Origin of the sequence: Alteromonas sp. IB21, assembly GCF_016405965.1 — a bacterium.
GTDB lineage: Bacteria > Pseudomonadota > Gammaproteobacteria > Enterobacterales > Alteromonadaceae > Alteromonas.
In genome coordinates, this window is record NZ_JAEFCD010000003.1 from 178,098 (window position 1) to 197,685 (window position 19,588).

A 19,588-nucleotide genomic window follows, 5' to 3' on the forward strand; every position below is an offset into this window, starting at 1 on the left:
TCATGTTTGTATTGAGTGTCTTTACGGTTAACGCGGCTGAAGATAAGTTTTCATTCGATACACCCGCACAGCGTGAGAGCTTTTTAACGCTTACTGCTGAGCTACGCTGCCCTATGTGTCAGAACCAGAATATTGCTGATAGCGATGCCATGATAGCGCACGATATGCGTCGAAAAGTCTACGCGCTATTGAAACAGGGCAAATCTGAACAAGAAGTCATTGATTTTATGAAATCTCGCTATGGCGACTTTGTGCATTACCAACCGCCTGTCACGGCAGCTACGCTGTGGCTTTGGGCAGGCCCGGTATTATTTATTTTTATTGCCCTAATTGTGGTGGTTAGACGCAAATCGATTGCGCCACCAGTGGATATGGCCGCGAAGCTAGCCAAAGCAGATGAAATGTTGGAGCGAGAGAAAGAATGAGTTGGTCTGAGTTTTATATTATTGTTTCAGGCTTAATCACGCTTGTTCTTCTAATTATTGCTTTTCCTTGGTTACGCAACAAAAACCATGCAAAACAAGACAGTTTAAGCAATACCCAAATTGTTAAGCAGCGTTTAGCAGAATTAGACAGGGAAGTCACTGAAGGGCTTATCAGTGAGCATGATAAGCGCCAAGCAGTTGACGAACTTAAATTGGCCTTGGTAGATGAAAGCGCGTTTCAATCACACAAGACGGGCAATGCAGCCCTCCCTCTTGCGATAGGTGGCATACTGGCCATCGTTTGTGGCGTGATTGTGTATTCGCAGGTCAATCAAATGGAAGGCGTGGTTAGAGCGAACAAGGCTATTGAAACATTACCAGAGCTGAGCCAGCAGTTGGCGAGCGGCAACGCTAACAATTTAACCCAGCAAGATATTGCAAGCCTTGCACTTGCGATACGTCAGCGACTGCGCGAAGAGCCCTCAGACGACACAGGCTGGATGTATTTTGGCAGGTTAATGCTGAGCATAGGCCAAGAAGTACAGGCGATTGAAGCGATTGATAGAGCGGTTAATTTAGCGCCTTCTAATTCTGCTAATCGTATTACCCTCGCTCAAGCGTTGATGACTACCGGAGATGTCAACAACTTGGAGCGAGCACAGTCGATTTTATTGAGCTTGCTTAGCGATAATCCTCAGAATGATAACCTTGCCCTCATGATGGCAGTGGTGTCTGCTCAACTTGGTGACCTTGATAATACCCGGCGTTTTTATCAGCAGGTCGAAGGTAAGTTACCTGCAGATAGCGATATGGCGCAGCGCTTAGTTGCCCGTATTCAAGAATTGGAAGGTAATACAAGTGAGATGGCTGCGTTACAAAATACTGAGCAGCCACAGGCTACCAGTGGCGAAAATAAAAACAGTGGGGGAGATACTGGCTTTGAGGTTACTGTTAACTTATCTGAAGAAGCCAGCGAATATGCCCCCAAAGACGGCTTTTTGGTTGTTTTCGCTCAAGACGCTAACTCGGATAATAGAATGCCGGCTGCAGTGGTTAAGTTGCCTATAAATGACTTTCCCATTTCCGTAACATTAACAACAGAGAATGCCATGATGCCACAGTTTACACTTGCAACACTGTCTGATGTGGTAGTGACAGCAAGGCTCTCTGAAGACGGTAATGTGGCCGTTTCACAAGGAGAGTGGCAGGGTAGTGTGAATGCAAGTGTGACCGCCAACGAACTCTCTTCACTACGTATTATTATTGATAAGGAATTATAAGTATGGAGTTGTCTAAGTCACTCGTTATCGGGTTGATTGTAGCCGCAAGTTTTCTAGGTGGTTGTGCGAGCAACCATACTCAAGAGCAAGCTGAAGGGGCGGGTGCTAATGCTGCGGTAGTAGATACGTCCGACCCACGCGACCCGTTTGAACCTGTCAACCGTGAAATTTGGGATTTTAACTGGGATGTATTAGATGCGTATATTTTACGCCCTATAACAGTTACTTATGTGACGGTTATGCCTCAGCCTGCACGTACAGGGTTAGTGAACATCACAGATAACCTGCAAGAGCCTGCTAATTTTTTGAATAATATTTTTCAAGGTAAAGTGGATGATGGCCTAGACAGCCTAGCCCGCTTCCTGATTAACACTACAGTGGGCCTAGTTGGCACTTTCGATGTCGCATCGAAAATTGGGATAGAGCGTAAACGTGAGCAGTTTGGTGAAACGTTAGCAGTATGGGGCTTAGATACAGGGCCTTTCTTAATGCTTCCATTTTTAGGCCCCAGTGATCCTCGCAGTTTTACCGGTGATTATGTGGACGGTTTTGCGTTTCCAATGTCTCTGCTTGAAGGTTCTGTTAACTTAGCTCGTATTGGTTTTTCTCTTCTTGAAGCGAGAGCGCAGCTATTAGACCAAGAAGCGCAGCTAGAGCAGTCTGTAGATGATTATGCTTTTGTAAAGAATGCTTATTTTGAAAACTTGGAATTTCGCGTTACCGATGGAAAAAGCGGTGATAAAGCGATAGATGATGATCAACTCGATGACTTTGCTGACTTTGAGGCTATGTTAGAAGGCAGTGAGTTTGACGGCTATGAAGAACCGGCGGAAGAGTTGAATCAAGAAGCTACAGAGGATACGACTGACGAAACCACTGAACTAAAAGGAAAGTTGGGCGAAGAAAGTGAGAAATCTAAGCGACTAGGAAAGGACCGCGAAGGGAAAGACGGTAAATAAACACTCCTCTGATAGAGCAGGTAGCCTAAAAGTACTCATTATTTAGGGCTCCGTGAGCTTATTATCTGCAACACCCAATACAAAAATGCCATGCTTGTTCGCATGGCATTTTTATTTATAGCATGTGAAATATGCCTAGTGGCACAACCTGTGTACTGGTTAATTAATCCTTTGGATAGCCCATCGGGTTTTGAGACTGCCAGTTCCAAGTATCTGCACACATGTCCTCTAAACCTTTTTCAGCATGCCAGTTGAGTTCTGTAGCAGCTTTAGTCGGGTCAGCATAACAGGCCGCAACGTCGCCACTTCTGCGCGGTGCAATCTTATAAGGTACGGTTTTACCCGAGCCTTTTTCAAAAGCCTTAATCATTTCGATTACAGAATAGCCTTGGCCTGTACCTAGGTTGTATTTATCTAAACCCATGTTAAGGTTTAAGCGATCGAGCGCTTTTAAGTGACCGTTGGCAAGGTCTACAACGTGGATATAATCGCGTACACCTGTACCATCAACGGTATCGTAGTCATCACCAAATACGCTCAGTTGCTCTAGCTTACCGGTAGCTACCTGAGAGATATACGGCATCAAGTTGTTTGGAATGCCATTAGGATCTTCGCCGATTTGGCCAGACTCATGTGCACCCACCGGGTTAAAATAGCGAAGCAATACAATGTTCCAGTCGCTATCCGACACATAAAGATCGCTGAGCATATGCTCTACCATCAGCTTAGACATACCGTAAGGGTTAGTTGGTTGCCCTGTTGCCATGTCTTCACGTAGCGGTAGTGATGCTGGGTCGCCGTAAACCGTAGCGGACGAGCTAAACACAATGTTCTTTACATTATGCTTCTGCATGGCTTTGCACAGTGTCAGCGTGCCGTACACGTTGTTTTCATAGTAGGAAAGAGGCTTTTGCACAGATTCGCCTACGGCTTTTAACCCTGCAAAATGAATGACGGCAAAAATGTTATGTTCGCTGAAAATATCATCAAGCACAGCGGTGTCGCGGATATCACCTTGAACAAAAGTAACTGACTTGCCTGTTAACGTTTCTACGCGACGAAGCGATTCAGCACTTGAATTAGCTAAGTTATCCAGCACGACTACGCCGTAATTTTGTTCAAGTAACTGTAAAACCGTGTGGCTACCTATATAGCCCGCACCACCAGTAACTAAGATGGTTTTCATGCATTCTCCTTGCTAGACGGTTGCGCGATGTACTTTGCGCATATGGAATATTGAATAGGTTTTATAACCAATGGGTAAACTAAAAATACCACAAAAGCCCAAAGTAACGATGTCCAATTTGATGCGGTTTGTAGAATTAGCACAAACACAGGAACAATAACGAGTAATTTAAGAACATTGAGCAGCGTTTTTTCTGGAACAGAGAGTCGTTTTGCCGCCTGGTCGAGCAACTTTACGCGCTCTGCAAGTGGAAGACCCTGTAAGGCAGGAATGTTTCTAGTAGAAAAATAAAACTTCATAGGTTTACTCACAGCCTTTAATACGAAAACCTTAAATAAAAAAACCGCCGGAACGTTACGTTGCGGCGGTTATTGTAGGGTAATTGTTCAGCACTTAAAACATGCGAGCAACGAATTACGCTTTTTCTTCAATACCTGCTTTTTCCCAGAAACGAGATTTAAAGCTCATTAAGCCAATCACGATAGCAATGGCAATGCTAAATAGGGCAATTTGAAGATACAGATCTGGCATTTGCTCTACGTTTTCAGGGTCGAAGTTACCTGACAACAGACCAGCAATAATGTTACCGATAGAGTAAGTCAGTACGAATACCCCCATCATTTGGCCTGCAAAACGCTTGGGCGACAGTTTACTTACAGCGCTTAGTGCGACTGGGCTTAAACAAAGCTCACCAACCGTATGTAAGAAGTAAGTAGTAACTAGCCACATAGGTGCCACTTTAAGCCCCTGGGCAGCGTATTGTGACGCCATAAACATCACTAAGAAACCCGACGCCATAATTACGATACCTACTGCACACTTAATGGTGTAAGACGGGTCAATCATTCGCTTAGCAAGGTTAATCCAAAGTGCCGCGAAGAAAGGCGACAAGATGATAATAAATAGCGAGTTCGATAGTTGGAACCAGACGGTTGGAATTGCGTCCATACCGAATAGGGATGTAATTAGCGAGCCGCTTTCAAGTACGCGGTCTGTATAGTTCTGTGCGAATAGGTTCAATGAGGAACCTGCTTGCTCGAAACCAGACCAGAAACAGGCTGATGCAACGCACACTAAAAATAGCGCCCACATGCGCTTTTTCTCGTTGTCGCTCAACTGACCTTTGAAATAAATAAAACCAAAGTAAGCGAAGAAAATAACGGTAAATACAACGGCAACTTGTTGAGCAAGAGCGACAGGCTCGATAACAATGGTGCCCATGTGCGCAAGCACAATTACAACAACTGCAAGCGCGACAACGGCCCATACGCCCATCCAAGCGCGCTGCTTAGCCGCACCTTGATATGGGTTTGCTGGTGCGACAGAGTCAGCCGATAGCGAACGATTACTAAAGTAATATTGAATTAAGCCAATAGCCATACCAATAGCAGCAGCACCAAACGCGTAGTGCCATCCCCAGTTCTCTTGTAAGTAACCAGTGACAAGGTATGCGATGAGTGAACCTATATTAATACCCATGTAGTAGAGCGCGTATCCACTGTCACGACGGCCATCGTCATCGCCATATTGCTGACCAACCATCGCCGAGATGTTGGGTTTAAGCAAGCCTGTACCTGAAGCAACAAGGATAAGGCCAACAAAAAATAGGTTTTGTAAGTCTATAGCAAGTACAACGTGGCCTGCGAAGATGATAATACCGCCATACCACACGGCGCTTTTACCACCAATTAAGCGGTCAGCTAACCAACCACCCGGTAGGCCTAAAAAGTACACCGCACCTGTGTATAGACCGTAGATAGCGCCAGCAGTTGCAACAGTAAAACCCAAGCCTTGGGTTTGTAGGCTCGCTGTCATGAAAAGAACAAGTAGCGCGCGCATACCGTAGTAACTCATGCGCTCCCACATTTCTGTAAAGAATAGCGTTCTTAGGCCCCCTGGATGGCCGAAAAAGCTAGTATCGTTAGATGGTTTCATAATTATATTTTAATTCCATATTGCTTATGGTTGTTATTGTAGAGCACTTATAGGATAGGCTCTTTGATTATAGTCCGTAAGGCGGATAGCTTCTTATACTAGAGCTTGCTTAAAGACACAAGATTTGGGCGACAAACTTCACTAAAGCAGTGTCAATCGACTAAGTATTGAACGACTTAGTCGATTGAACTATTGGTTTGCTAGACAGGTGGGAGCACTAAAGCTCACGGATAGTGGCAACGACAATGCGTATGATGCCGTAAATAAGCAATAGCGATACACCGAATAATACGAGGTTGTAAATAACCGTCGGATAAGCGTTGTCATCTGGAAGGGTAGGCGATTCTACGGTTACCAAATGTTGGAGCTTTTGGTATGCCTCGACGCGCGCGTTTTCCAGTGTAATAAGCGATGAAGAGTACGCTTGAATTGCGAGCTGTAGCTGAACCTGAAGATTGCTGTATCGTGCCATGAGCTCGCTAACAGATAAAGCCTCACTTTCACCTTCAGCCGTACTAATACGCTCTTTCTGCTTCTCGACTTCCCTTTGAAGTGCCGCTATGTCTCGCTTTATATTGATAATTTCTGGTGCGGCATCAGACATCATGGTCGACATTGTACTTAGCTCAGCCTTCTTTTGTGCAAGCGTTGCCTGAAGGGAAAATGCGATTTGCTGGAAAGCTGCGCCTTCGGCTGAAGGGTCAAGTACATTGTACTTGGATTGGAAGCTTAAAATTTCTGTTTTGGCCTGCTGTAGCTTTTGCTCAACAATTTCGTGTTCACCTTTAGCAAAAGTGAGTTTCGATTTAGCCAAGTCATTGTTGATGTTGTTAATGAACTCTTCTGCCTTATCCACAATGGCTTGGTTAATTATTTTTGCATATTCAGCGTCGAATGCCCGTGTACGCAAGCTAATTACAGACGACGCGGAGTCTACGCTCACTTCAATATGGTCAAGATAAAACTTGTAAAAATCTTCCTGTTTATGCGAAGAAGAAAGGCCGCTAAACATATCTGCTTTATCAGACATATAGTGCTCGCGAAGTCCTATCGTTTCATCAAGATACTTGATCATATCTGCGGATTGAATGTAGGCCTCAACTAGCTGACTTTCAGTTCCACCTGAGCCACCTGAAACGCCCGCGGCCATGAGAAGAGATGATGGGTCGAAACTGCTCCCGCCATCGCTGGATTTTACTATTAACTGACTTTTACTTTCATATTGAGGCGCTGCCCAAACAACGAGGTACAAGGCATACAGAACCCAAGGTAAAACGAGGATAAGTGTTTTGTGCTTGCTGAGAAGGGCATTGAGCTGTGTAAGAGATTTTTCCACTGTGTTTTGAACCTATTTAAGTGATTTCTTATTGTCTGCATCCTGCGTATAAACGTCGATGCCTTCTTCGAGATCGTGATAATAAGTGAGTTTGCCGTCGTCAATGATGACAGCGGATGTACAAAATTCCCGGATTTGATCAAGCTCATGGCTTACCATGATTACGCCCGCTTCCTCACTTTTTTCTTTAAGTGATAAACGTGCCTTTTTTCTAAATAGTGGGTCGCCAACCGATGTCGCTTCATCAATAAGGTAAATATCAAAATTGATATTCATGCAGCACGCAAAGACTAATTTCGCCCTCATGCCTGAAGAGTAAGTACGAACCGGAAGATCAAAGCGCTTTCCCAGTTCAGCGAACTCTTGTACTTTCTCTTCATAATCAGGAAGGGAACTAACGTTGTTAATTCGTCCAACAAAACGCGTGTTTTCACGTCCGGTCATTTGAGGATGCACGCCAGTTTGAAGCGCAACGGGCCAAGACATCGCCTTATTTGTCAAAACACGCCCTCTATCCGGGTATTCACTTTTAGCCAGCATTCGAAAAAGTGTTGATTTACCCGCGCCATTCTTACCTAAAATAGCAACATTATTTTCGGTAGGAAAATCAAAATTCAGGTTTTTGAATATGTATTGAGGTCCCATTTTACTGGGGTAACTCTTGGTTAAATTCTCTATTTTTATCATCGAGATAACACCTTCTTCCAGGTGATGTGGTACATCGATAGGCTTAAGAATAGGAATGCGATAGTTATTTCAATAACAAAATTTAGCGACACCCCTTTAGTGCCATAAGATTCAAAACAAGCATATCGAGCAAGTTCGTTAAAGTGTACCAAAGGGTTCCACGTCAAATATGGCCAGTACTCTTCGGGCAAATCTTGTAGGCTAAAAAATACGCATGAGATAAACATCAACGGGCGGGTCAACATTGATTTAATTTTATCTACTTCCGGAACAAAAGCGGCGGCAATGGCAAAAATCATCCCGATGGATATGGAAAATACCCACAAAAGAAGGAACAGACATATCAATAAAAGTGGGTCATTGACGGTAAATGTTTCGCCCATTAAATAAAGTGCGAGGCTTAGCAAAGCCACAACTACCACTTTAACGGAAAACTCTAGAAAGCCGGCGGTGAGTATTGCTGAAATAGGCTGTACTTGCCTAAATGCGTAAAGAGGTTTATTCCGACGGACAGAGGTTGATACAGATTGTAAACACGTAGTAAGGGATTGTAGACCCACCATTCCAATCATCATAAACAAAAAGAGAGGGATAGAGTGAATGTCATCGCCACTTATTAGCCCTCGTAAATACGATAATGCAAATATAAAGGCAAACGGCTCCAGGAATGCCCATCCCAGCCCAAACTTATCGTTAAATTTGCTTTGAAGCTCACGCAGGAAAAGCGCGAAAATCACGCCTCGCCATGCGTAAAGCTGGTCTTTAAACGTTACCATGCTAGTTTGTGGCTACGTTAGCTGCAATTGCAATCTGGTAAACGATTTGCGTGATATCTTTAACAGCTTGAAGTAGCTTAGTGTCGATCGTTGGCAAAACAATAATCTGATCACCCGGCTCTAGCTTGCTGTCATTGCTAGATAGAAACGAATCGTTAATACTGGTAAAAGTAACGTTACCGTTTTTACGAACAATTAGTATGCGTTCATCTTCAGCTCGTTCGGTAAAACCGCCAGCCCATGCTACATAGTCCTCTGTGGTCGCGTCTGGGTTAAACACCACCGATTGTGGAAGCAATACTTCGCCACCCACGTGAACCAAATCTGTCACCTCTGGAATTACAATCGTATCGTTAGGCTCAAGTAGAATATTCGCAATTTCACCATTTTCTGAAACTACCACTCTTCCTTGAGGCTCAACTTGGCGCGCACGAGCAATAAAGTCAGCAACGAGTTGCGCTTCTTGTGCACGAATAGCCCCTTCACCTGTTGAACTGATTGGTGCGGTGAACATACTGCGCTCAAGACGTCGTAACCCTTCCTCAATAATCTCTTTTTGCTTTATTGCTACACTTTCCCTTAGAAGGTAAATGTTCTGAGTGTCGGAAAGCGTTGTGTCAGCTTCAATATGGTCAAGCACATCGATAAGTCGCGCGCCTTTATCTACCATTACTTGCGAAGCGCCTGCAAAGGCACCCGCTACATTGATACGATAGATTTGTGGTTCGTGGTCGGCAATATACTCCACTGTATCGCCAGCCCTCAACTCAAGAGAAGCGAAATCTTCAACACTTAAATATCGTGCGAACTGCTTATTGTTGCGAATACCTGAAACAGAGGCATGAGAGGCAGATTCTCCCGGACGTGCAAAGTAGTTGACTACATCGCCGTTGAGTTCTTCGTTTGAAAATTCGAAGGTAAAGCTATTGCGAGCGCCGGTTTCAACAACAATAGTGTTGCCTATTGGGTGCACTAAAATGGTATCTCCATCTTTGAATGAAATTTCAGGGAGCTTACCGTTTCTGAAAAATGCATATAAATCTGCTGAAGCGACGACTTTTCCGTCTCTTACAATATCTATTTGTCTGAAACTACCCCGCTGAAAGTCTATACCTCCAGCGCGTTTTAAGTAATAGAGGACGCTGTCTGAAGCAAGGCCAGCATACTGACCTGGTCTTAGAACTGGACCTGAAACATACATTGAAACTGGCGTCGATGTCAGCAGGTTCACGTATACATTAACGTCGTTTGTGTAGACTTGTCTGATTTTGGCGGTCACCGTTTGATTTACGCTACCTGCCGGCGTGTTTGCTATGCGAACTGGACCAATATTCGGAATAAATATGTTCCCTTGGTTATCAACGGTAACCACATCAGAGAAGTTTACTGCGCCCCAAAGCCAAATCGAAATCTTATCCCCAGGTGCAATTAAGTAATTGTCGTTTAAACCAGAACTGCGCTCTGACTCAAAGCCACCGATAAACAAATTAGCGGCAAAGGGCGGGTTTTCCATAGGCGCTTGCGCTGGAAAAACGGTATCAATTGTAGGCTCACCAGGAAGATTGACGCCATTTCTTGGTTGTGTTGAAAACTGGCCCATCGCGCTCGCCGAACTCGTTGCGCCAGGTAACGTACGCTGCGTTGATATACTAAGAGGGGAAACTGATTGTGCCGTTGTACTATTTTGAGACTGTTGCGCCCTTTCTCTAAGTTGTTGTAACTGTTCTACGCTTTGTGCAAGTGAACTGCTGATAGATAAGCTGCAAAACAGCCCAGTGTAAGCGACGAAAGAAATGCTTTTAATAATTGTTCCGATGTCCATAAACTTCATTTACTTATTCACCTTACGCATTAGTAGAAGCAACCAGAGGAGAAATCACTCGCCATTGCCCATCACGCTGGCAAGTGGTTATTTTTTTCTGTGTTGCAGAAGCGCTGATTTCACCTTCTTGTAAAGAAAAGCGAATACATTTATTGCCTGTTGCCGAGACATAATGTTTAATCGCAGTGTACTCACTGCCGTCAAAACGTATTGAAAATGAAGTTTTAGAATCGAAATATACATTAGCTTTTGGAATATTTATTGCAAGCTCTTTGTCTGGTGCAAGCGAGTAGGCGAGCGAAGAATGCACCAAAGGAATGTCAGCTTTGGTAACTGTGGGGGAGTTTGTGCACCCGGAACCGAACACAATAATTGCGAACGGCAACATAAAACGTGTGAAGTGTTTGAACATTAGCTTTCATATCCATATAGCAATTTCGCGCTAGAATAACATAAGTTTTGAAAAAAGCATGTTTGCCGTCTCAATTGCTACATAGTTTAAAGCATTCGAATCGCGTCCATATGATTGTTAACGTGTAAGCTAATAAGTTAGTCGTCAATGAGATGGCGACAGCCTCAACTTGGATAACCTTTTCATAATTGGGTTAGCAAATGTGCTTTTACAGCAAATGGCTTGAGTTCGGCGATTTTAAATATAAAAAAAGGCTGTTTTTAGGGGGTATTTTTATGATTAAGGTGGTTACTCAACCAAATGTTTTATATCATTACAAAGTTTTCTATCCACAATTTAAAAAAACGCCCTCGTCGCACTGGTAGAAATGGAAGTTGTAAAAAAATGGAAGCAAGGTTTAAGTTTTTAATGATGTTTTTGAATGCACTGATCGATATGAAAGCGAAACACGTTTTCTGCGTCGGTGACGAGAGGTCGTGTCTTTTATGCTAACGTATTTGCAGTTTGTTCCACTGTTTACTGCATTTTTTGTTGCGCTAATTCTTTTAGTAGTGATGACGCCATTGGCACATCAATTTGGTTTAGTCGATCAACCTTCTGCGCGCAAACGCCATGCTGGTATCGTGCCTCTAACCGGAGGTGTCGCAATATTTATGGCCGTGCTAGTGGCAAGTGTTGCGACAGATGTTTGGATGAAAAACAATCCTTTGTTTTTCACTGCTTCTGCGTTTATTGTTTTACTCGGTATGTTAGATGACCGCTTTGATTTGAGTGCAAAAGGCCGTTTGATGTGTCAATTTGGTGTTGCGGCAATCATGGCTTGGAGTGCTCAAAACTACATTACGTCGTTAGGCAATATTTTTGGTTCAGGTGACGTGTTGCTTGGGTTTGGCGGTTATTTCTTTACCATTATTTGTGTTGTCGGCGTTATCAACGCGTTCAACATGATAGACGGTATCGATGGCTTGGCAGGTGGAATGAGTCTAGTCATTTTGCTCACGGTTTCTGGCTTTCTAATTTTTACAGGGAACGGCGCGTCCATAATGGAACCCCTTATTATCGTAGCCGCTATCGTTCCATTCCTCGCCTTTAATTTAAGTTGGAAAGGTTTCAGAGGAAATAAGATTTTCATGGGTGATGCAGGGAGCATGTTTGTCGGTCTTACTATTGTTTGGCTGCTCGTGGACCATACCCAAGGAGAAGCAGCCGCATTTAGACCGATTACCGCCGTATGGTTGGTGGGATTGCCTCTGATGGATATGGCTGCGATCATGTATCGTCGGGCGCGAAAAGGTCAATCTATGCTTAAACCGGATCGCCAACACCTTCACAATATTTTCATGCGAGCTGGACTAAGCAGTAGGAAGTCACTGGTGGCAATCCTAATTTTAAGTGCGTGCTACTGCCTCATAGGTATTCTTGGTGAAGTTTATCAAGTAACAGAAGCAATAATGTTCTGGGGCTTTATTAGCTTGCTAATTGTTTACAGTCTTGTAATCCAGCACATCTGGAGCGTACTTCGTTTCGTTAAGCGTCTAATAGCTTAGATTAGTAAAACCGTAGCCGTCTGGATAAAATCTCTGTAACATATCTCAAGTAAAAGCGCATTCATTAGCGCTTTTATTTTCTTCGTTACTTATTTTGCTGGTAAAAATACTTGATAAATCAATTCTCTATTCTCCACAATAAAAATAAAAAACAGCATGTTGAATCGATTGTAGCCATGGCGGTTTATCAAGCTGATAATACAAGCTGGATCAGCGAAGCGGTAGAGAGTATTTTAGCGCAAACCTACACTGATTTTTTGTTCATGATTGTGGTGGATGGGCCTGTTCCGCAAGTTATTACAGACGCGCTTAATGAAGCCGCAGCGAGCGATGATAGGGTGATTATAGGGCAAAACAGTCATAATATCGGTTTAGCGAGCAGTATGAACTCTGCTATTGAGTTCGCTATGCAGTTTACTCCCTCTTTTTTCGTAAGGATGGATGCTGACGATGTATCTGAAGAGCATCGATTGCTGCGCCAAATCACGTATTTAAAGAAGCATAGTAATATATCTATCTTAGGGTCTGCACTAACCGAGATTAACGAAAGTGGTGATAAAGTAGGTGCACGTGTAATGCCTGCTTCCCACCGACAAATAGTGCGTATATTGCCTCGCCGCTGCTCGCTAAATCATCCTACTGTCGTAATCAGGTTTAATGTCTTTACGGACGGCCATCGCTATGACGGTGAGCTGCTTAACACGCAAGACTACTTTCTATGGATAACGTTGGCGTCGAAAGGATACGTATTTAGAAACTTAAAAGACAGACTGCTCAAATTTAGGCGAGTAAACAATTTTTACAAACGCCGAGGTTTAAGTAAGTCACTTAATGAATTTAAGGCTCGTCTATATGCGATTACCAAGCTCAGACAGTTTTCACCCTACAATTTTATATATGCCTGTGGCGTACTGTCATTACGTCTAATGCCGGGGAAAGTGGTTAAGCTTGCCTACAAACTGGATAGGCACTTATTAGAAAGGTTTGGTAAACATTGATTACTGGTATCGTCATTGTATTGTTTAATCCAGACGTTAATCACGTGAGTGGAATCCTCGAAGCTTTCCCGTCATCAGAGTGGGATGTAGTGCTGGTCGATAACTCCCCAGTGCGTACTCAAAGTTTCGCCTCCTCTCAGGTAAAGTATATCCATTTTCCAGAAAATGTTGGTATAGCAAAGGCTCAAAACGTTGGCCTAGAGGCGCTTTTTGACCATGGCGTTGAATACGCGTTTTTGCTCGATCAAGATAGTTTCTTTTCGCCGGTTATCGCTCGTGAATTGCTATCACAGTTTTTGGCACTTGAAAAATCATGCCCAATCGCAGCGATAGGTCCTTCTATTCATTGTCAGTTCTCGGATTGTGTCGAACAGGGCGTGCTGCAAAAAGGTAAGCAGGTTTCCGATTCGCTTAAACAGGTCAAACAAATTATAGCTTCAGGTATGCTGATTTCTCATCGCGCTTTTAAAAAGGTGGGGGGAAAAGAGAACGCGCTGTTCATCGATGGCGTTGATCATGAATGGTGCTGGCGTGCTAGAGCAAAGGGCATGGTAATTTACCAGTCGCTTAGCGCCTGCATGCCTCATCGGCAAGGGGACAATCGAATAAAAGTGTGTGGTGTCACTTTTAAGCAAGGGGCACCTATTCGACTTTACTATCAATTTCGTAACGTGCTCATTTTAGCCCGTCGTCCCTATGTCCCTCTTTATTGGAAACTTCGTCATGTTTTTGCAATACCACTTAGGTACATTGTTAACCGGTATTGTTTTGATGAAGGTAAAGAAAGGGGCTGCTTCATGCGCGCTGGGTTTAAAGATGGCGCTCTTCATCGCACAGGGTCTTTGGACGCAAGACAAAACGGCAGTAGTTGAAGAAAGTAACGAGTAATAAAAGCGTTAGTCAAAAGCAACACATAGGTTAACGCCCCTGCTGCTGCGTAAAATAATCTTATGCATGCTTTCACTAATTTGGTGCATTAAGTATTATTAATCCCACTAATGGTGCTATTAAATCGAGATTTGCGCGGTTTTGCCCACGATCAATACATGAATGCTCTAAAACGGTAATTGGAACATCGATTGCATTAGTTTCAGATATATAAAAGAATTAATGCAAACAGATTTTTGCTTGAGACGCCAAATGACAATGATGTGTTGTCTTAAGCGTGAAATTAGGATTTTAAAAAAGGAATATTAACTATGAGTCAGGTAAAAAAAGCGGTAATCCCTGTGGCTGGACTTGGAACGCGAATGCTTCCAGCAACAAAAGCAATTCCTAAGGAAATGCTTCCAGTGGTGGATAAGCCGTTAATACAGTATGTAGTAAGTGAATGTGTTGCTGCAGGACTTAAAGAAATTATCCTTGTAACACACGCAAGTAAGAACAGTATTGAAAATCACTTTGATACTTCGTTTGAACTTGAGGCTACGTTAGAAAAACGTGTTAAACGTCAGCTTTTAGAAGAAGTTCAGTCGATTTGTCCGAAAGACGTGACGATTATGCATATTCGTCAGGGGGTTGCGAATGGTTTGGGTCACGCGGTACTTTGCGCTCGCCCACTTATCGGTGATGCGCCATTTGCTGTAGTCTTACCAGACGTTATTATCGATGATGCTGCAAGTAATCCGAAAAAAGATAACCTTGCCGATATGGTCGCTAAGTTTAATACTAGCCGCGTAAGTCAAGTAATGGTGGAGCAAGTGCCAGAAGAGGAAATCTCGAAATTCGGTATTGCCGATCTTGACGGCGCAGCAATAACGCAGGGGCAGTCAGCTAAGATCCATAAAATGGTAGAAAAGCCACCTCTTGATGAAGCGCCATCTGACCTAGCGGTAGTAGGTAGATACGTGTTATCCGAGAAGATTTGGGACCTGCTAGAGTTTACTCCACCAGGTGCAGGTGATGAGGTACAGCTTACTGACGCCATTGACGCGTTAATGAAACTTGAACAAGTAGACGCTTATTACATGAAAGGTAAGAGCCATGATTGTGGAAGCAAACTAGGCTATATGAAAGCTAACGTTGAGTATGCACTTCGTCACCCGTCACTTGGCGCTGAGTTCAAAGAGTATCTGGCTTCTGTAATAAAATAATGTGGGTGAGTGCTAAGGCTCAATTATAAATCAAGTCTACACTCACAATTGTCACTAGTTTATAAAATGCGCCTTTAAGGCGCATTTTTATTGACTAGAAGGCTTTAAACTTTCGAGCAAGCTACCTATTTCACCATCACAAAGCTTTCTATTTTACTTAACATTTTTTCACCAATGCCTTTTACTTGGGTAAGTTGCGCGACTTCGAGAAATGGGCCTACTTCTTCGCGATATTCAATTATGGCTTTCGCTTTAGATTGTCCCACACCCGGTAAGGTTACCAGTTGCTCAATGGTGGCTGAGTTTAAATCTATTCGCTGCTGTAGGCGTGCAGTTTCGCTTCCATTACTGCTTTCTCCACTCAAGTCCTGAGCGTTAACTGCCGGTGCTTGAAGGGCTAAAGCTGAAAGTACGAGTAAACCTGATATTAACTTTTTCATCATCTTTCCTTGTATGCAATGCTAAAAACATTTTCGCCTTTAATGATGCTATGTTTTAGCTGTTTGGTATGTGATTTATGTACTCAAAGCGCACTGACGTTTTATGGTCAAATGCATGGCTGAACTTTTTTAATCCTTATCAAGCTTTCACTACTGCTAGGCCAAGTAAATTATAAAGTCCGGCACGCTGACGAGGTACAATTGAGATAATAAATAGGAATGACGAAAGCGGAAGTCCAGTTTTAGTACAGTTTGTGAGGCGTGAACTGGAATGGAAAAACAAAAAACGGGCTATCAAGCCCGTTTTTAGTATTACTTTTTTGAAAGCAGAGTCACTTATAAACGATCTAAAAGTGCCTGTGTAAATTCAACAGTACCTGCTTCGCCACCAAGGTCGCGGGTGGTTCGATCTCCTGACTCAATAACGTCTTTCAATGCTGTGCGAATTTTTTCAGCTTTGTCACCCATGTTTAGGTACTCAAGCATTTGCGCTGCAGCCAGGATAACTGACGTTGGGTTAGCTAGGTTTTTACCAGCGATATCTGGAGCAGAGCCATGAACCGCTTCAAAAATTGCACAGTCTTCACCGATGTTTGCGCCAGGCGCCATACCAAGACCACCCACAAGACCCGCGCACAGGTCTGATAAAATATCACCGAACAGGTTGGTAGTCACAATTACGTCGAACTGGTGCGGATTCATAACAAGCTGCATACAGCAATTATCAACAATCATCTCAGCCGATTCGATGTCTGGGTAGCGCTCACCAACTTCACGTGCAACTTTAAGGAAAAGACCTGACGTTGACTTAAGGATGTTAGCTTTGTGAACTGCTGTTACCTTTTTGCGACCTTCGCGACGGGCTAGTTCATAGGCGAATGTTACGATTTTTTCAGCGCCGTCACGGGTAATCTTACTCATCGCTTCAGCTTCGTTGCCGTCTTCAGACACAACTTGGCCAAGACCTGAATACATACCTTGCGTGTTTTCACGAACAGTAATGATATCAATGTCTTCGTAACGTGCTTTGGTGCCTTTAAAAGAAATTACAGGACGTAGGTTCGCATAAAGCTTAAACTGCTTGCGAAGACTTACGTTAATCGAGGTGAAACCTTCACCCACAGGTGTAGTGAGTGGGCCTTTAAGTGCAACCTTGTTTTTTGCGATTAAATCTAATGTTTCTTGAGGTAGAAGCTCGCCATGTTCTTCCAGTGCGACTAAACCTGCGTCGGCATAGTCGTAGGCAAAGTCACAGCCAACCTTATCTAGAATTTTTGTGGTTGCATCGATAATGTCCGGGCCTATGCCGTCACCGCGAATGACTGTAATACGTTGCTGAGTCATGTGGAGGGATCCTCTGGTAATTCTGTTGTCAAAATCGTTAGGTTTGTTTGGTTTTTTTGGCACAGTACGGGCCAAATTCTGCTTGCTTAATTTATTATAATTGAAATTGTAGGGAAAAACGGTAAAGCACTGCAAAAGTTGCTGTATTTTATACGATAGCCGGCGCAAGTTATAGCCATTCGTAAAGATAAATTTAAACCAACTGCAAGGCCGAAAGGTGTCTTACAGGACTGGAAGGCTAAAAACTAAATGGAAAGAGGGCAGTAAAGTAAGTGTGCGTTAGCATCGAGTGCTTTTAGCACTTCTTCTTCGTCTAAACTTAAAATACGCAATATGGTTTTTACTTCGATATTTTTTAGTAATGTGTAGAAGTCCTGAGTCAGCAAACATGATTTTGCTAATGAAAACCCAAGCAGAATAATGGCTTGTTCTTTTTGCAACGACTTAGGTACATCGCTGGTTGACTTGTTGCATTGGTGAATAACGGCGCGCCATGTCGAGCTTTGATGCCAACTTCCAGCGAGTTCAGAGGCTATTGCAAGCCAAGGTGTGCTTGATTTTACCTTGAATGCGCTGTTGACGGTTACGTTTTTAGTTTTATCAACGGGAAGCGACTGGGCCACTTTGAAGCCAGGTAACGTAAAAAGCGGCGAGCAAACAAACGTCATGCTTAATGCGGCTGACTGAGGCGAAAATTTTGTACTGGCTACTTGAGCAAAGTGGCTGGCAAATGAGCAAGCGAGTAGGGTGACTTGTTTGCACATAGCCATGAGGGGAAAGTGATTTTGCGTCAACCTTTCTAATAATGCGAACTGTACAAGCATATCGCCAACACGCTCAATACCGTAAGTTAACACCGCCTGCTTTAAACTTTTTACAGGAAGCTGGAGTCTATTATCTTGGCTCGCGGTATGTACCAGAAATTGATTGAAAGTTGGCACTTGCTCAATTTTCTCGCAGAGCGCCGGAATATCTACATCAGGTTTTTGTAACGAATCGATAATGCCCAGTAACGCTTTAGGGGGGTGCTGCATAGCGAAGGTGAAAGGCAAAAATGACGTACCTCCCTGGCTTAACCTCGCCTTGGCGGTGTCAGTGTAGAGAGCGACAAAATGCTCGAATGGAACCGACAATTTAACTGGGCTATGAATTGATGAGAGCGGGATCCACTTGCCATCTGTACCTTCGTTACTCAAGGTAAATACAAAAGCATGGCTCTGTTGTCTATCTACTATCACGCCTGGGATTCCGTTTGCGTAGACTTTTGCTCCTGGTAGAGGATACTCAAATAACGGCATCAAAGAGGCTATATAATGCCTGTGCTGAACAGGAAGACGAGGTGCAATTAGCGTGAAAAGGGCAGTGTGTTCCGTTTTGCCCGATTTGAAAGCAAACACACCTGCCAGTAAGCAAAGGCGTTGAGCAATATTAAGTCTTTTATCTGCGATATAGTTTATTTGTCTTTCAGACTGGAAAGCTTTTTGTAAGCGAAGAGTATCCAACCAAATTGTCAGATTATGCTGTCGTAAAAACCGAATAACCTCAGCGATGTTGCGTTTATCTTTTTTAGAATCAGATAACCAATAGGTCGCGAGCAATGACCCGATTATGTGCTGCAGATAGTGGTCGTTGAAACGGCAAAGTTTTCCAAATAATGCTAACAGTAAAAGTTGTTGAGTGCCTTTTGGAAGATCATTATTTATATGAATCAAAGATGCAGGGATAGCCGGGTTTCCATTTACCAGAGCAAGTATGCGTTTGGCACTTTTTAACCAATGGTTTATGCGTTCTTCAACATTGAGCGAAGCATCGCCCTGGTTTGCAAGTCGCTTAAGCGTGGAAATGATATCGCCCACTCCCCATCCTTTTAACTTTTTTGGTAACTGGAATAGGCTCCTTCGCCCCAGGCAATTAGCTTGTCGTTCTCAAACAACAATGGGGTACATTCGTCTTGCGTAGTTAAGCCATCTGCACGCACATGCTGCGTTCGAAAAAACATGACCTGGATAGCCGTCGAACCTTGGCGCTTGGCTTCCGTGATATCTGGTGACCCAAGTAGTGCAAGAACTTCTTCTCGCGTACTGCCAAGTTTTAGCTTAGTAATCTGAACTCGATTATATTCTTCACGATCTTTCCAATCCATGTTTTCTGGCTTATCGGGGTAGAAAGCGATAACCATAAAAACAAACACCGCATAAAGCGCGACGCCAGCTAAAATTAGACGAATAACCTTGGTATTCATGACCGTTACTTCTCAATTCTCTGTTCTTGAAAGCATGCTGGAAGCATGGATGTCATATTGGACTTGTTGACCTTGTATTTACCGCAAAAGCGATCGAGCCTTAAAG

The 19,588-nt window shown here is 43.5% G+C and carries 19 protein-coding genes; 7 read left to right on the forward strand and 12 right to left on the reverse strand.

Annotated elements, in window-relative coordinates; all coding sequences use genetic code 11:
• Window positions 1–2 precede the first annotated feature (2 nt).
• From JC525_RS03985 to JC525_RS03995, 3 genes are read left to right on the forward strand one after another with little or no spacing between them, the layout of a single operon-like run.
• Window positions 3–425, forward strand: coding sequence for a cytochrome c-type biogenesis protein (locus JC525_RS03985; RefSeq protein ID WP_233094969.1), 423 nt, complete (start codon window positions 3–5; stop codon window positions 423–425).
• Window positions 422–1,705 (forward strand): c-type cytochrome biogenesis protein CcmI, encoded by a 1,284-nt coding sequence (gene ccmI, locus JC525_RS03990; protein ID WP_198814626.1) that lies wholly within the window; start codon window positions 422–424, stop codon window positions 1,703–1,705. The genes JC525_RS03985 and ccmI overlap by 4 nt, the downstream gene beginning before the upstream one ends.
• A gap of 2 nt (window positions 1,706–1,707) precedes the next feature.
• A complete protein-coding gene (locus JC525_RS03995; RefSeq protein ID WP_198814627.1) occupies window positions 1,708–2,664 on the forward strand; it encodes an MlaA family lipoprotein in 957 nt (318 codons plus the stop codon).
• Window positions 2,665–2,827: 163 nt separating this feature from the next.
• On the opposite strand, the gene galE is transcribed toward JC525_RS03995, so the two are convergent.
• The 8 genes from galE to JC525_RS04035 all read right to left on the reverse strand — a co-directional run bounded on the left by galE (window position 2,828) and on the right by JC525_RS04035 (window position 10,818).
• Complete coding sequence (gene galE / locus JC525_RS04000; RefSeq protein WP_198814628.1) at window positions 2,828–3,850, reverse strand: UDP-glucose 4-epimerase GalE; 1,023 nt, start codon at window positions 3,848–3,850, stop codon at window positions 2,828–2,830.
• Window positions 3,847–4,149 (reverse strand): DUF6170 family protein, encoded by a 303-nt coding sequence (locus JC525_RS04005; protein ID WP_159118530.1) that lies wholly within the window; start codon window positions 4,147–4,149, stop codon window positions 3,847–3,849. Before JC525_RS04005 ends, galE begins: the two co-directional genes overlap by 4 nt.
• Window positions 4,150–4,264: 115 nt before the next feature.
• Window positions 4,265–5,785 carry a peptide MFS transporter gene (locus JC525_RS04010; protein WP_198814629.1) on the reverse strand — a complete coding sequence of 507 codons (1,521 nt, stop codon included), beginning with the start codon at window positions 5,783–5,785 and terminating at the stop codon, window positions 4,265–4,267.
• Between the two features lie 217 nt (window positions 5,786–6,002).
• Window positions 6,003–7,121 (reverse strand): capsule biosynthesis protein, encoded by a 1,119-nt coding sequence (locus tag JC525_RS04015; protein WP_198814630.1) that lies wholly within the window; start codon window positions 7,119–7,121, stop codon window positions 6,003–6,005.
• A gap of 12 nt (window positions 7,122–7,133) precedes the next feature.
• Window positions 7,134–7,808 carry an ABC transporter ATP-binding protein gene (locus JC525_RS04020; RefSeq protein ID WP_198814631.1) on the reverse strand — a complete coding sequence of 225 codons (675 nt, stop codon included), beginning with the start codon at window positions 7,806–7,808 and terminating at the stop codon, window positions 7,134–7,136.
• Window positions 7,805–8,584 (reverse strand): ABC transporter permease, encoded by a 780-nt coding sequence (locus JC525_RS04025; protein ID WP_198814632.1) that lies wholly within the window; start codon window positions 8,582–8,584, stop codon window positions 7,805–7,807. Before JC525_RS04025 ends, JC525_RS04020 begins: the two co-directional genes overlap by 4 nt.
• A 1-nt stretch (window position 8,585) precedes the next feature.
• On the reverse strand, window positions 8,586–10,415 hold the full coding sequence (locus JC525_RS04030; RefSeq protein ID WP_198814633.1) for a polysaccharide biosynthesis/export family protein: 1,830 nt from the start codon (window positions 10,413–10,415) through the stop codon (window positions 8,586–8,588).
• Between the two features lie 13 nt (window positions 10,416–10,428).
• On the reverse strand, window positions 10,429–10,818 hold the full coding sequence (locus JC525_RS04035; RefSeq protein ID WP_198814634.1) for a hypothetical protein: 390 nt from the start codon (window positions 10,816–10,818) through the stop codon (window positions 10,429–10,431).
• Between the two features lie 485 nt (window positions 10,819–11,303).
• Between JC525_RS04035 and wecA the strand changes: the two genes are divergently transcribed.
• From wecA to galU, 4 genes are all read left to right on the forward strand, one after another.
• On the forward strand, window positions 11,304–12,365 hold the full coding sequence (gene wecA, locus JC525_RS04040) for a UDP-N-acetylglucosamine--undecaprenyl-phosphate N-acetylglucosaminephosphotransferase (RefSeq protein WP_198814657.1): 1,062 nt from the start codon (window positions 11,304–11,306) through the stop codon (window positions 12,363–12,365).
• A 110-nt stretch (window positions 12,366–12,475) separates the two neighbouring features.
• Complete coding sequence (locus JC525_RS04045; RefSeq protein ID WP_198814635.1) at window positions 12,476–13,363, forward strand: glycosyltransferase; 888 nt, start codon at window positions 12,476–12,478, stop codon at window positions 13,361–13,363.
• Window positions 13,360–14,235 carry a glycosyltransferase family 2 protein gene (locus JC525_RS04050; protein ID WP_198814636.1) on the forward strand — a complete coding sequence of 292 codons (876 nt, stop codon included), beginning with the start codon at window positions 13,360–13,362 and terminating at the stop codon, window positions 14,233–14,235. Before JC525_RS04045 ends, JC525_RS04050 begins: the two co-directional genes overlap by 4 nt.
• Before the next feature lie 327 nt (window positions 14,236–14,562).
• The gene (gene galU, locus JC525_RS04055) at window positions 14,563–15,456 is read left to right on the forward strand and encodes a UTP--glucose-1-phosphate uridylyltransferase GalU (protein WP_198814637.1); all 894 of its coding nucleotides are present in this window, start codon (window positions 14,563–14,565) and stop codon (window positions 15,454–15,456) included.
• 125 nt (window positions 15,457–15,581) lie between these two features.
• Here the strand turns inward: galU and JC525_RS04060 are convergent, their stop codons facing one another.
• The 4 genes from JC525_RS04060 to JC525_RS04075 form a co-directional block, all read right to left on the reverse strand.
• Window positions 15,582–15,896 carry a ComEA family DNA-binding protein gene (locus tag JC525_RS04060; protein WP_198814638.1) on the reverse strand — a complete coding sequence of 105 codons (315 nt, stop codon included), beginning with the start codon at window positions 15,894–15,896 and terminating at the stop codon, window positions 15,582–15,584.
• A gap of 336 nt (window positions 15,897–16,232) precedes the next feature.
• Window positions 16,233–17,240, reverse strand: coding sequence for an isocitrate dehydrogenase (locus JC525_RS04065; RefSeq protein WP_198814639.1), 1,008 nt, complete (start codon window positions 17,238–17,240; stop codon window positions 16,233–16,235).
• Window positions 17,241–17,485: 245 nt separating this feature from the next.
• On the reverse strand, window positions 17,486–19,096 hold the full coding sequence (locus tag JC525_RS04070) for a histidine kinase (RefSeq protein WP_198814640.1): 1,611 nt from the start codon (window positions 19,094–19,096) through the stop codon (window positions 17,486–17,488).
• Window positions 19,097–19,107: 11 nt separating this feature from the next.
• Window positions 19,108–19,482, reverse strand: coding sequence for a DUF3192 domain-containing protein (locus JC525_RS04075; protein WP_159494226.1), 375 nt, complete (start codon window positions 19,480–19,482; stop codon window positions 19,108–19,110).
• Window positions 19,483–19,588: the final 106 nt, after the last annotated feature.